The organism is Staphylococcus sp. FSL W8-0305, assembly GCF_037966415.1.
GTDB lineage: Bacteria > Bacillota > Bacilli > Staphylococcales > Staphylococcaceae > Staphylococcus > Staphylococcus aureus.
Window position 1 is genome coordinate 14,065 of the sequence record NZ_CP150198.1, and the last position, 13,384, is coordinate 27,448.

General features: G+C 31.0%; 16 protein-coding genes and 1 pseudogene. 11 read left to right on the forward strand and 6 right to left on the reverse strand.

Translation table 11 applies throughout. The annotated features are described in order from the left end of the window. The first annotated feature begins 1 nt into the window (after position 1). The 5 genes from NST10_RS00085 to pepG1 all read left to right on the forward strand — a co-directional run bounded on the left by NST10_RS00085 (position 2) and on the right by pepG1 (position 4,943). Positions 2–3,787 carry a phage tail spike protein gene (locus NST10_RS00085; protein WP_339210432.1) on the forward strand — a complete coding sequence of 1,262 codons (3,786 nt, stop codon included), beginning with the start codon at positions 2–4 and terminating at the stop codon, positions 3,785–3,787. Next, complete coding sequence (locus tag NST10_RS00090; protein ID WP_001153681.1) at positions 3,777–3,929, forward strand: hypothetical protein; 153 nt, start codon at positions 3,777–3,779, stop codon at positions 3,927–3,929. Before NST10_RS00085 ends, NST10_RS00090 begins: the two co-directional genes overlap by 11 nt. Positions 3,930–3,975: 46 nt before the next feature. Next, positions 3,976–4,263: a hypothetical protein gene (locus NST10_RS00095; protein ID WP_001040261.1), complete on the forward strand. Its 288-nt coding sequence runs from the start codon at positions 3,976–3,978 to the stop codon at positions 4,261–4,263. Between the two features lie 57 nt (positions 4,264–4,320). Beyond that, entirely contained in the window at positions 4,321–4,617 is a 297-nt protein-coding gene (locus NST10_RS00100) for a DUF2951 domain-containing protein (RefSeq protein WP_000539688.1), read from the forward strand. A gap of 191 nt (positions 4,618–4,808) precedes the next feature. Beyond that, positions 4,809–4,943: a type I toxin-antitoxin system toxin PepG1 gene (gene pepG1, locus NST10_RS00105; RefSeq protein ID WP_000226108.1), complete on the forward strand. Its 135-nt coding sequence runs from the start codon at positions 4,809–4,811 to the stop codon at positions 4,941–4,943. Positions 4,944–4,995: 52 nt separating this feature from the next. On the opposite strand, the gene NST10_RS00110 is transcribed toward pepG1, so the two are convergent. Next, positions 4,996–5,103, reverse strand: a complete 108-nt coding sequence (locus NST10_RS00110; protein WP_001791821.1) for a hypothetical protein — start codon at positions 5,101–5,103, stop codon at positions 4,996–4,998. Positions 5,104–5,154: 51 nt separating this feature from the next. On the opposite strand from NST10_RS00110, the gene NST10_RS00115 reads away from it, so the two are divergent. The 4 genes and pseudogenes from NST10_RS00115 to NST10_RS00130 form a co-directional block, all read left to right on the forward strand. Next, complete coding sequence (locus NST10_RS00115) at positions 5,155–5,409, forward strand: phage holin (RefSeq protein ID WP_000611512.1); 255 nt, start codon at positions 5,155–5,157, stop codon at positions 5,407–5,409. An 11-nt stretch (positions 5,410–5,420) separates the two neighbouring features. Continuing rightward, a complete protein-coding gene (locus NST10_RS00120; RefSeq protein WP_000861038.1) occupies positions 5,421–6,176 on the forward strand; it encodes a CHAP domain-containing protein in 756 nt (251 codons plus the stop codon). Positions 6,177–6,366: 190 nt separating this feature from the next. Continuing rightward, positions 6,367–6,858: a staphylokinase gene (gene sak, locus NST10_RS00125; RefSeq protein WP_000919350.1), complete on the forward strand. Its 492-nt coding sequence runs from the start codon at positions 6,367–6,369 to the stop codon at positions 6,856–6,858. A 649-nt stretch (positions 6,859–7,507) separates the two neighbouring features. Then, a pseudogene (locus NST10_RS00130) lies at positions 7,508–7,843 on the forward strand (SH3 domain-containing protein); the annotation flags it as partial. 94 nt (positions 7,844–7,937) lie between these two features. On the opposite strand, the gene NST10_RS00135 reads toward NST10_RS00130, so the two are convergent. Then, positions 7,938–8,387, reverse strand: a complete 450-nt coding sequence (locus tag NST10_RS00135; RefSeq protein ID WP_000727649.1) for a chemotaxis-inhibiting protein CHIPS — start codon at positions 8,385–8,387, stop codon at positions 7,938–7,940. A gap of 684 nt (positions 8,388–9,071) precedes the next feature. Here NST10_RS00135 and scn point away from each other — a divergent pair. After that, positions 9,072–9,422: a complement inhibitor SCIN-A gene (gene scn / locus NST10_RS00140; RefSeq protein WP_000702263.1), complete on the forward strand. Its 351-nt coding sequence runs from the start codon at positions 9,072–9,074 to the stop codon at positions 9,420–9,422. Between the two features lie 52 nt (positions 9,423–9,474). Here scn and NST10_RS00145 read toward each other — a convergent pair whose 3' ends face one another. From NST10_RS00145 to NST10_RS00160, 4 genes are all read right to left on the reverse strand, one after another. Further along, positions 9,475–9,735 (reverse strand): hypothetical protein, encoded by a 261-nt coding sequence (locus tag NST10_RS00145; protein ID WP_001791826.1) that lies wholly within the window; start codon positions 9,733–9,735, stop codon positions 9,475–9,477. Continuing rightward, entirely contained in the window at positions 9,714–10,022 is a 309-nt protein-coding gene (locus tag NST10_RS00150; RefSeq protein WP_001795394.1) for a hypothetical protein, read from the reverse strand. The genes NST10_RS00145 and NST10_RS00150 overlap by 22 nt, the downstream gene beginning before the upstream one ends. Before the next feature lie 23 nt (positions 10,023–10,045). Continuing rightward, positions 10,046–10,225: a hypothetical protein gene (locus NST10_RS00155; RefSeq protein ID WP_000669789.1), complete on the reverse strand. Its 180-nt coding sequence runs from the start codon at positions 10,223–10,225 to the stop codon at positions 10,046–10,048. 371 nt (positions 10,226–10,596) lie between these two features. Continuing rightward, positions 10,597–10,794 (reverse strand): hypothetical protein, encoded by a 198-nt coding sequence (locus tag NST10_RS00160; RefSeq protein ID WP_000239619.1) that lies wholly within the window; start codon positions 10,792–10,794, stop codon positions 10,597–10,599. Positions 10,795–11,182: 388 nt separating this feature from the next. On the opposite strand from NST10_RS00160, the gene eap reads away from it, so the two are divergent. Next, positions 11,183–13,252 carry an extracellular adherence protein Eap/Map gene (gene eap / locus NST10_RS00165; protein ID WP_339210458.1) on the forward strand — a complete coding sequence of 690 codons (2,070 nt, stop codon included), beginning with the start codon at positions 11,183–11,185 and terminating at the stop codon, positions 13,250–13,252. Positions 13,253–13,384 lie beyond the last annotated feature (132 nt).

Consider the following 13,384-nt stretch of genomic DNA (forward strand, 5'->3'; position numbering starts at 1 on the left):
TGTGATACATGTTTTAGATTTTAACGACAAGATTATAGATTTCCTTTCTACTGATGACCCTTCCTTAGTTAGAGCGATTCATAAACGTAATGTTAATGACAATTCAGAAATGCTTGAACTGCTCATATCATCAGAAAGAGCTGAAAAGTTCCGTGAACGACATCGTGTTATTATAAGGGATTCAAACAAACAATGGCGTGAATTTATTATTAACTGGGTTCAAGATACGATGGACGGCTACACAGAGATAGAGTGTGTAGCGTCATATCTCGCTGATATAACAACAGCTAAGCCATACGCACCAGGTAAACTTGAGAAAAAGACAACATCAGAAGCGCTGAAAGAAGTACTAAGTGATACGGGTTGGGAAGTTTCTGAACAAACCGAATACGATGGCTTACGTACTACGTCATGGACTTCTTATCAAACTAGATATGAAGTTTTAAAGCAATTATGTACAACCTATAAAATGGTATTGGATTTTTATATAGAGCTTAGTTCTAATACCGTCAAAGGTAGATATGTGGTACTCAAAAAGAAAAACAGCTTATTCAAAGGTAAAGAAATTGAGTATGGTAAAGATTTGGTTGGGTTAACTAGGAAGATTGATATGTCAGAAATCAAAACAGCATTAATTGCTGTGGGACCTGAAAATGACAAAGGGAAGCGTTTAGAGTTAGTTGTGACTGATGACGAAGCACAAAGTCAATTCAACTTACCTACCCGTTATATTTGGGGAATATACGAACCTCAATCAGATGATCAAAATATGAATGAAACACGGTTGCGTTCTTTAGCCAAAACAGAGTTAAATAAACGTAAGTCGGCAGTTATGTCATATGAGATTACTTCTACTGATTTGGAAGTTACGTATCCGCACGAGATTATATCAATTGGTGATACAGTCAGAGTAAAACATAGAGATTTTAACCCGCCATTGTATGTAGAGGCAGAAGTTATTGCCGAAGAATATAACATAATTTCAGAAAATAGCACATATACATTCGGTCAACCTAAAGAGTTCAAAGAATCAGAATTACGAGAAGAGTTTAACAAACGATTGAACATAATACATCAAAAGTTAAACGATAATATTAGCAATATCAACACTATAGTTAAAGATGTTGTAGATGGTGAATTAGAATACTTTGAACGCAAAATACACAAAAGTGATACACCGCCAGAAAATCCAGTCAATGATATGCTTTGGTATGATACAAGTAACCCTGATGTTGCTGTCTTGCGTAGATATTGGAATGGTCGATGGATTGAAGCAACACCAAATGATGTTGAAAAATTAGGTGGTATAACAAGAGAGAAAGCGCTATTCAGTGAATTAAACAATATTTTTATTAATTTATCTATACAACACGCTAGTCTTTTGTCAGAAGCTACAGAATTACTGAATAGCGAGTACTTAGTAGATAATGATTTGAAAGCGGACTTACAAGCAAGTTTAGACGCTGTGATTGATGTTTATAATCAAATTAAAAATAATTTAGAATCTATGACACCCGAAACTGCAACGATTGGTCGGTTGGTAGATACACAAGCTTTATTTCTTGAGTATAGAAAGAAATTACAAGATGTTTATACAGATGTAGAAGATGTCAAAATCGCCATTTCAGATAGATTTAAATTATTACAGTCACAATACACTGATGAAAAATATAAAGAAGCGTTGGAAATAATAGCAACAAAATTTGGTTTAACGGTGAATGAAGATTTGCAGTTAGTCGGAGAACCTAATGTTGTTAAATCAGCTATTGAAGCAGCTAGAGAATCCACAAAAGAACAATTACGTGACTATGTAAAAACATCGGACTATAAAACAGACAAAGACGGTATTGTTGAACGTTTAGATACTGCTGAAGCTGAGAGAACGACTTTAAAAGGTGAAATCAAAGATAAAGTTACGTTAAACGAATATCGAAACGGATTGGAAGAACAAAAACAATATACTGATGACCAGTTAAGTGATTTGTCCAATAATCCTGAGATTAAAGCAAGTATTGAACAAGCAAATCAAGAAGCGCAAGAAGCTTTAAAATCATACATTGATGCTCAAGATGATCTTAAAGAGAAGGAATCGCAAGCGTATGCTGATGGTAAAATTTCGGAAGAAGAGCAACGCGCTATACAAGATGCTCAAGCTAAACTTGAAGAGGCAAAACAAAACGCAGAACTAAAGGCTAGAAACGCTGAAAAGAAAGCTAATGTTTATACAGACAACAAGGTCAAAGAAAGCACAGATGCACAGAGGAAAACATTGACTCGCTATGGTTCTCAAATTATACAAAATGGTAAGGAAATCAAATTAAGAACTACTAAAGAAGAGTTTAATGCTTCTAAAAGAACACTATCAAGAGTGTTAGCAGACATCACTGTAAATGCTATGAAAGGCATCTATTTAAGGTATGACGAAAATGGGGCGATTACTTCACATACTATTGATAAAGATGGCGTGAAAATTAGTGGCGATAAAGTTGATATAACAGCGAATAGAGAATTTAATGTAGTCGCAAATAATATTAATAACAAAGTTGGTAAAAATGACATTGTTAATAGCCTAAACTTATCAAATGAAGGTCTTGACATCAATGTGAATAGAATTGGTATTAAAGGCGGAAATGCTAACCGTTATGTACAAGTTCAAAATGATTTTATTGAACTTGGCGGAATCGTACAACGAACTTGGAAAGGCAAACGATCAACCGATGATATATTCACACGTCTTAAAGATGGACATCTAAGGTTTAGAAATAATACCGCAGGCGGTTCACTTTATATGTCACATTTTGGTATTTCAACATATATTGATGGAGAAGGCGAAGACGGAGGTTCATCCGGTACTATTCAATGGTGGGATAAAACTTACAGTGATAGCGGTATGAATGGCATAACAATCAATTCCTATGGTGGTGTCGTTGCACTAACGTCAGATAATAATCGGGTTGTTCTGGAGTCTTACGCTTCATCGAATATCAAAAGCAAACAGGCACCGGTGTATTTATATCCAAACACAGACAAAGTGCCTGGATTAAACCGATTTGCATTCACGCTGTCTAATGCAGATAATGCTTATTCGAGTGACGGTTATATTATGTTTGGTTCTGATGAGAACTATGATTACGGTGCGGGTATCAGGTTTTCTAAAGAAAGAAATAAAGGTCTTGTTCAAATTGTTAATGGACGATATGCAACAGGTGGAGATACAACAATCGAAGCAGGGTATGGCAAATTTAATATGCTGAAACGACGTGATGGTAATAGGTATATTCATATACAGAGTACAGACCTACTGTCTGTAGGTTCAGATGATGCAGGAGATAGGATAGCTTCTAACTCAATTTATAGACGTACTTATTCGGCCGCAGCTAATTTGCATATTACTTCTGCTGGCACAATTGGGCGTTCGACATCAGCGCGTAAATACAAGTTATCTATCGAAAATCAATATAACGATAGAGATGAACAACTGGAACATTCAAAAGCTATTCTTAACTTACCTATTAGAACGTGGTTTGATAAAGCTGAGTCTGAAATTTTAGCTAGAGAGCTGAGAGAAGATAGAAAATTATCGGAAGACACCTATAAACTTGATAGATACGTAGGTTTGATTGCTGAAGAGGTGGAGAATTTAGGATTAAAAGAGTTTGTCACGTATGATGACAAAGGAGAAATTGAAGGTATAGCGTATGATCGTCTATGGATTCATCTTATCCCTGTTATCAAAGAACAACAACTAAGAATCAAGAAATTGGAGGAGTCAAAGAATGCAGGATAACAAACAAGGATTACAAGCTAATCCTGAATATACAATTCATTATTTATCACAGGAAATTATGAGGTTAACACAAGAAAACGCGATGTTAAAAGCGTATATACAAGAAAATAAAGAAAATCAACAATGTGCTGAGGAAGAGTAATCTTTAGCACTATTTTTATACAAAAATTTAAGGAGGTCATTTAATTATGGCAAAAGAAATTATCAACAATACAGAAAGGTTTATTTTAGTACAAATCGACAAAGAAGGTACAGAACGTGTAGTATATCAAGATTTCACAGGAAGTTTTACAACTTCTGAAATGGTTAACCATGCTCAAGATTTTAAATCTGAAGAAAACGCTAAGAAAATTGCGGAGACGTTAAATTTGTTATATCAATTAACTAACAAAAAACAACGTGTGAAAGTAGTTAAAGAAGTAGTTGAAAGATCAGATTTATCTCCAGAGGTAACAGTTAACACTGAAACAGTATGAAAAGCTATGAGTTAGATACTCATAATCTTTATTCTTTTAGAAAGCGGGTGTACTGAATTGGGGTGGTTCAAAAAACACGAACATGAATGGCGCATCAGAAGGTTAGAAGAGAATGATAAAACAATGCTCAGCACACTCAACGAAATTAAATTAGGTCAAAAAACCCAAGAGCAAGTTAACATTAAATTAGATAAAACCTTAGATGCTATTCAAAAAGAAAGAGAAATAGATGAAAAGAATAAGAAAGAAAATGATAAGAACATACGTGATATGAAAATGTGGGTGCTTGGTTTAGTTGGGACAATATTTGGGTCGCTAATTATAGCATTATTGCGTATGCTTATGGGCATATAAGAGAGGTGAATAAAATGTTTAAACTAATCTTTGGTTATAGTTTCTGGACATGTTTTTGGTTCGGTAAATGTAAATAAGTTTTAGTCAGTGCTTCGGTACTGACTTTTTATTTATTGTTGTAATTATGGTAATATGCAGAAGTGAGCAAGTTGGATAGATGGTGGCTATCTGAGTATAAGGAGGTGGTGCCTATGGTGGCATTACTGAAATCTTTAGAAAGGAGACGCCTAATGATTACAATTAGTACCATGTTGCAGTTTGGTTTATTCCTTATTGCATTGATAGGTCTAGTAATCAAGCTTATTGAATTAAGCAATAAAAAATAACCATCGCTAACTTTGGCTGGTTTCGATGGTTAAATGGTTATTAATTTAATCTTTAATCTAAAATAGCCACCGTCTTTTTAACGGGCTCATTAGGGTAACATGTTTGCGCATGTTGCCCTTTTTCTATATATAAATTAACACACCATAATATAAATATCAAATAGACGGCTTATTAGTCGTCTTTTTATTTTGGGTAAAAGGAGATAAGAATATGATTAATTGGAAAATTAGAATGAAACAAAAATCATTTTGGGTAGCGATATTGTCAGCTATCTTTTTATTTGCTCAAAACATCGCAAAAGCTATTGGGTATGATATCCAAGTTTATACAGAGCAATTAACAGACGGTTTAAACGCTATATTAGGATTTTTAGTATTAACTGGTGTGATTCAAGACCCGACTACTAAAGGTATAGGTGATAGCCACCAAGCTTTAGAATATGAAGAACCAAGAAGAAAATACTAGGAGGTAAAATAATGAAAACATACAGTGAAGCAAGAGCAAGGTTACGTTGGTATCAAGGTAGATATATTGATTTTGACGGTTGGTATGGTTACCAATGTGCAGATTTAGCAGTTGATTACATTTATTGGTTGTTAGAAATTAGAATGTGGGGAAATGCAAAAGATGCAATCAATAACGATTTTAAAAACATGGCAACAGTATATGAAAACACACCATCGTTTGTTCCACAAATAGGTGATGTGGCTGTATTTACCAAAGGAATATATAAACAATACGGTCATATTGGTTTAGTGTTTAATGGTGGTAATACAAACCAATTTTTAATTTTGGAACAGAACTATGACGGTAACGCAAATACGCCTGCAAAGTTACGTTGGGATAATTATTACGGCTGTACTCACTTTATTAGACCTAAGTATAAAAGTGAGGGCTTAATGAATAAGATCACAAATAAAGTTAAACCACCTGCTCAAAAAGCAGTCGGTAAATCTGCAAGTAAAATAACAGTTGGAAGTAAAGCGCCTTATAACCTTAAATGGTCAAAAGGTGCTTATTTTAATGCGAAAATCGACGGCTTAGGTGCTACTTCAGCCACTAGATACGGTGATAATCGTACTAACTATAGATTCGATGTTGGACAGGCTGTATACGCGCCTGGAACATTAATATATGTGTTTGAAATTATAGATGGTTGGTGTCGCATTTATTGGAACAATCATAATGAGTGGATATGGCATGAGAGATTGATTGTGAAAGAAGTGTTTTAATTCTTAGGTTAAAATGTTAAATATTTGTTAATTATTTTTTAATGTAATTTTAGTTTCTTTTAATATTTTATTGATTTTTAATATTTTCTCAATATAAAATGAAGTTGTTGATATTTATCATCTTAAATAAGGGTGTTAGCTATAAAAAGAGATAAATAAAAACAAATATATTATATTTGGAGGAAGCGCCATGCTCAAAAGAGGTTTATTATTTTTAACTGTTTTATTGTTATTATTCTCATTTTCTTCAATTACTAATGAGGTAAGTGCATCAAGTTCATTCGACAAAGGAAAATATAAAAAAGGCGATGACGCGAGTTATTTTGAACCAACAGGCCCGTATTTGATGGTAAATGTGACTGGAGTTGATGGTAAAGGAAATGAATTGCTATCCCCTCATTATGTCGAGTTTCCTATTAAACCTGGGACTACACTTACAAAAGAAAAAATTGAATACTATGTCGAATGGGCATTAGATGCGACAGCATATAAAGAGTTTAGAGTAGTTGAATTAGATCCAAGCGCAAAGATCGAAGTCACTTATTATGATAAGAATAAGAAAAAAGAAGAAACGAAGTCTTTCCCTATAACAGAAAAAGGTTTTGTTGTCCCAGATTTATCAGAGCATATTAAAAACCCTGGATTCAACTTAATTACAAAGGTTATTATAGAAAAGAAATAAAACAAAATAGTTGTTTATTATAGAAAGCAATGTCTTGATTGAATATGTGTAGTGAAAATTATCTTTCATCAAATTCTCATTCATGCACGAATGGTTCTTCCCCACCTAATCAGATATTAGGTGACTTATGGGGAGAAATCAGTTAGGATGAAAAAGTGGATAATCCTTTTTTAGGCAGGTACTTCGGTACTTGCCTATTTTTTTATGTTATAATCTTTCTAGACGTATTCAAGGGACGTCTTTTTAGATTGTATGTTATAGCTAGCTTTCGGGCTAGTTTTTTGTTATGATGTGTTACACATGCATCAACTATTTACATCTATCCTTGTTCACCCAAGCATGTCACTGGGTGTTTTTTCTTATGATAGAGAGCATAGTTTTCATACTACTCCCTCGTAGTATATATGACTTTAGCATTCCCGTATAATAGTTTACGGGGTGCTTTTTATGTTATAATTAACTGTATATAGTAGGAGTGAACTATATAGCCTGTTAAGTGGCCTAGTAACCTAACACTTATCCTGCAATTGATATCCTTTTTGCCCTTCACTCGATACATATATCTCAACAACATAGAAATATTACAGTCGCTACACCGCATCTTAAATGGTGTGGTTATTTTTATTGGAAGTGTGTATCAGGTATCAGTAATGTTAAAACACCAGCTAAAAATGAAAAGAATTCACCAGTGCCAGCAGGTTATACACTCGATAAAAACAATGTACCGTATAAAAAAGAGACTGGTTATTACACAGTTGCCAATGTTAAAGGTAATAACGTGAGGGATGGCTATTCAACTAATTCAAGAATTACAGGTGTATTACCCAATAACGCAACTATCAAATATGACGGCGCATATTGCATTAATGGCTATAGATGGATTACTTATATTGCTAATAGTGGACAACGTCGTTATATAGCGACAGGAGAGGTAGACAAGGCAGGTAATAGAATAAGCAGTTTTGGTAAGTTTAGTGCAGTTTGATAATTAGATATATAAAGGTTTGGCAAGTTATGAAATGTCTGCCAAACCTTTATATAAAAAAGAAATATCTACCTTTTAATTTATGTAACTACTATTAGTATGCATATTCATTAGTTTTTCCAGGACCATTAATTACATAAGATGATTTAGACTCTCCTTTTTTAAAGAAGTATGTTTTATACATTTTACCTAGTAACTCAACATTTTTTCTATCTTCAGCAAGTGGTGTATTCAGATATACTGTATAGTAACCTTTATTTTCAGTTAAAATAACCATTTTTTCAAATTGAGCAGAATTTTTTGTGCCTTTCTTTAAATAATTTCTCAAACGTTCATCTAATTTTCCTAGCGTTGTAGGAAGACCACTATTTTTAAATGATTCTTTATAAGCTTTTTCTTTCTCTAACATTTTCTTATTTGATTCTATTTCTTCATTTGTAGGAAACGGTTCAAAAGTAAAAGCTTTCGCTGAATGATGGTGTGTACTGATTCCTGCCGTTAAAAAACTTAATGCTAAAACTGTTGTTGCTAATTTCTTTTTCATAATGATGTTAATTCTCCTTAAATTCTATATTTAAATTTATAGTTAGTTTTGCGAAATTCCTAAAATGAGTTTAATCTAATCGACGAAATATATTAATTAACTTGAAATTAATAAAAGATTAATTATTTTTAACTAAAAATTAAAATTCAATTAGTGTTTTGATGAATTTGGTCTCGATAAATTGAAATAATCTAAAAAACGCTATAATTTTTCTATTAATAGTAATTAATATGTGCTATATTTATCTTAGACACAGCAATGTGTTCAAATTTTCATCTATTCATAAGCTAGCCTTCGGGCTAGTTTTTTTGTGCTATATATATTTGTTTTAATTAAATAAAATTAGATAATGCAATAGTAGCCATTTTATGTTAATATTACCTTGGGCGTTTTCAAGGAGAGCCTTTCATTTTTTATGTATTGCTCCCCTTCGGGCTAGTATATTAAATTTATTTTTGCGCTTTCCAAATCAATGTATATGTGTTATATTGTTTATGGGAAGTAGGTAAGCATTTCGGTGCTTACCTTTTTTTGTTTTTCTATAAATACAATAAGGTATGTCAATTTGATAATTTATTAATTTTCATTTAATAAGAAGATCTATATAGTTAATGAATAATTAATGTACTTTTTTTTAGTTAGTCATTAAAATAAATTAGTACTAATTACTAAGGAGAATAAAAAATGAAAATTAGAAAATCTATACTTGCGGGAACTTTAGCAATCGTTTTAGCATCACCACTAGTAACTAATCTAGATAAAAATGAGGCACAAGCTAGCACAAGCTTGCCAACATCGAATGAATATCAAAACGAAAAGTTAGCTAATGAATTAAAATCGTTATTAGATGAACTAAATGTTAATGAATTAGCTACTGGAAGTTTAAACACTTATTATAAGCGAACTATAAAAATTTCAGGTCAAAAAGCAATGTATGCTCTTAAGTCAAAAGACTTTAAGAAAATGTCAGAAGCAAAATATCAACTTCAAAAGATTTATAACGAAATTGACGAAGCACTAAAAAGTAAATATTAAAAAAACCACCCTTTTACGGGTGGTTTTAATTTTCTAGATAATATAAAAGTGTTCATAAATAAAACAGTATAGGCAAACAATAAAGTATTGAAAAAAGTAAGTTTAATATGAAAATTGTTAAATGAACGACATCTTTTGTTTTTATAAATATCAAGAAAATAATCAAACTCAAAATAAATAACGTAACTGTAGTCATAGGCGTCCATACATAATCAGCATTAGTCATTAAGAATGGTGCAGCCATTATGAAAAAATTTATAATGCAGATGAAATAGACAATTAGACTATAAATTAGATAAATAACAATACACACCCTTCATAAATAAATAATTTAAATCCTATATATTTTAACAAAAGTAACACACAGAAGTGTAGAAAATAAAAAATATTGGTAAATAAAATCAATAAGTTTAACCAATATGTTGCTCGCTTCATACCGTATATTGCAACAAAAATTCCGATTAAGAAAAATATAGCCCCTATGATAAAACAGAAATCCGATGCTGAATTATTAAAAAATGAGGTGTTTAGAGTTAGAAAATGAGTTAATGAGTTGACTATAACTAATAAGATATTAATTATATTTGTATGGTTCTTCACATGATACCTCCAAGTAAAAAAATCTAATTAATAAAGTGAATGCTTGATGAACAAGCAGTTATTCCAAACAGAATCAATAAGAAAAGTAGAATCAACATGCTAATGCCCCATAAACAACCCTTTTCACTTTCTCTATTATTAATTTCTTGACTTCTTTTAAAGATATTATTACTTTTACATTCTTTAGTTGTTTTAAATTTCACGTTTTTATTACTTCCTTTTGTCTAAAAGTTTACAATGAATTTTTGATTATAATAATATATTCAAAATAGTACTATCTAGTTTGATATGTCAAGCAATATTATTATAAAATTGGAATTCTGAGTTGTCTACTCTAATTTATTATATTTACCTATAAAAATACACCTCAAAAAATAGATTTTTCAGTCTAGCTTTTGGGGTGTACATTCCACACAAACATGTGATTATTTTGATGTTTCTATTAAACTTGTAATTTTAAATTTAAAGTCCCTAAAAAGTCCCTAAAATTTTATTTTATATGAGGTATTATTGATAATGATAAAGTTATAAACCTTGATATTATGCTGTTTTACTTTTTGAATGATAAGTAATTTTATGTTAAAAGTCTCCAGTTTGGATACAAAACGGTCGATAACATATAAACGTTATGACTAACTAACTTCAAATCAGTATCATCTTTCTTAGATTCGGCTTTGGCACTATTGTCTGTCAGTGCCCCAATTAATAATAAATTTGCTAATGCAAGTGTTGCATCTTTTTTTAGTGTGTTGGATTTTGTTTTTTTCACCATCATTATCACTCCTTTTATATAGCTTACAACAAAATAGATGCAAAATTGATTAACTAAATTTAAATTAATTATTAAATCGAATTTATATTTTTGAGTAAATGTTTTTTGAGTATAAAGATGCTGTAAATATAATTGACAAATGTAATCGGATTTAAGAAATGAAGGTTGTAATGACATTTAAGTTTGAAGCTTGGTATAAACAAAATCAAACAACATTTTAGGTATTGTAAATTAATTAGTTAATCAAAATTAAAAGAACTTTTAACAGTGTTAAAAAATTATTGTTAAAGATAATTTATTATTAATATTCAGTTAATTCAAAAAATAGAGAAAGTCTGGCTATAATTAAGTTGCAATCACGAATTACATAAAAAAGGAGAGATAATTTATGAAATTTAAGTCATTGATTACAACAACATTAGCATTAGGTGTTTTAGCATCAACAGGAGCAAACTTTAATACTAACGAAGCATCTGCCGCAGCTAAGCAAATAGATAAATCATCAAGTTCATTACATCATGGATATTCTAAAATACAGATTCCATATACAATCACTGTGAATGGTACAAGCCAAAACATTTTATCAAGCTTAACATTTAATAAGAATCAACAAATTAGTTATAAAGATATAGAGAATAAAGTTAAATCAGTTTTGTACTTTAATAGAGGTATTAGTGATATCGATTTAAGACTTTCTAAGCAAGCAAAATACACGGTTCATTTTAAGAATGGCACAAAAAGAGTTGTCGATTTGAAAGCAGGCATTCACACAGCTGACTTAATTAATACAAGTGACATTAAAGCAATTAGTGTTAACGTAGATACTAAAAAGCAAGTGAAAGATAAAGAGGCAAAAGCAAATGTTCAAGTGCCGTATACAATCACTGTGAATGGTACAAGCCAAAACATTTTATCAAACTTAACATTTAAAAAGAATCAACAAATTAGTTATAAAGATTTAGAGAATAATGTAAAATCAGTTTTAAAATCAAACAGAGGTATAACTGATGTAGATTTAAGACTTTCAAAACAAGCGAAATTTACAGTTAATTTTGAAAATGGCACGAAAAAAGTTATCGATTTGAAATCAGGCATTTATACAGCGAACTTAATCAATACAGGCGATATTAAAAATATCAATATAAATGTAGAAACTAAAAAGCAAGCGAAAGATAAAGAAGCAAAAGCAAATAATCAAGTGCCATATTCAATTAATTTAAATGGTACAACAACTAATATTCAATCTAATTTAGCATTTTCAAATAAACCTTGGACAAATTACAAAAATTTAACAGCAAAGGTTAAATCAGTATTGAAATCTGACAGAGGCGTTAGTGAACGTGATTTGAAACACGCAAAGAAAGCGTATTACACTGTTTACTTTAAAAATGGTGGTAAAAGAGTGATACATTTAAACTCGAATATTTATACAGCTAATTTAGTTCATGCGAAAGATATTAAGAAAATTGAAGTTACAGTTAAAACTGGATCAAAAGCGAATGCAGAGCGTTATGTACCATACACAATTGCAGTAAATGGGACATCAACACCAAATTTATCTGATTTAAAATTTAAAGGTGACTCACGTGTAAGTTACAGTGATATCACTAAAAAAGTTAAATCAGTATTGAAGTATGATAGAGGTATCGGTGAACGTGAATTAAAATATGCTAAAAAAGCAACTTATACAGTACATTTTAAAAATGGAACAAAAAAAGTGATTAATTTAAACTCAAAAATTAGCCAACTGAATTTGCTTTTTGTCAAAGATATTAAAAAGATAGATGTCGATGTTAAAACAGGGTCAAAAGCGAAAGCGGATAGCTATGTACCATACACAATCGCAGTAAATGGGACATCAACACCTATTGCATCAAAACTAAAACTTTCGAATAAACAATTAATTGGTTATCAAGATTTAAATAAAAAAGTTAAATCAGTTTTAAAACATGATAGAGGTATCAATGATATTGAATTGAAATTTGCGAAACAAGCAAAGTATACTGTACACTTTAAAAATGGAAAGACACAAGTAGTTGACCTTAAATCAGATATCTTTACAAGAAACTTATTCAGTGTCAAAGATATTAAAAAGATAGATATTGATGTAAAACAACACACTAAATCTAATAAAGCGCTTAATAAAGTGGCTAACATAGCGACTAAAGTGAAGTTTCCAGTAACGATAAATGGATTTTCAAATGTAGTTTCAAATGAATTTGCGTTTTTACATCCACATAAAATAACAACAAACGACTTGAATGCTAAACTTAGACTAGCGTTAGCAAGCGATCAAGGTATTACTAAACATGATATTGGACTTTCTGAACGCACTGTGTATAAAGTGTATTTTAAAGACGGATCATCAAAATTTGTTGACTTAAAAGCTGCGAAACAAGATTCAAAAGTATTTAAAGCAACTGACATTAAAAAAGTAGACATTGAAATTAAATTTTAATCTTTAATTTTAGATTAAGGCATCTCACAATAGTGGGGTGCCTTTTACATTTGTAGAGATGTGATACTTGAAGTGATTTGCCACACGTTTGATAAATTTATCTAAGGTGTATCAAGTTTTGTTAGGAGAGAT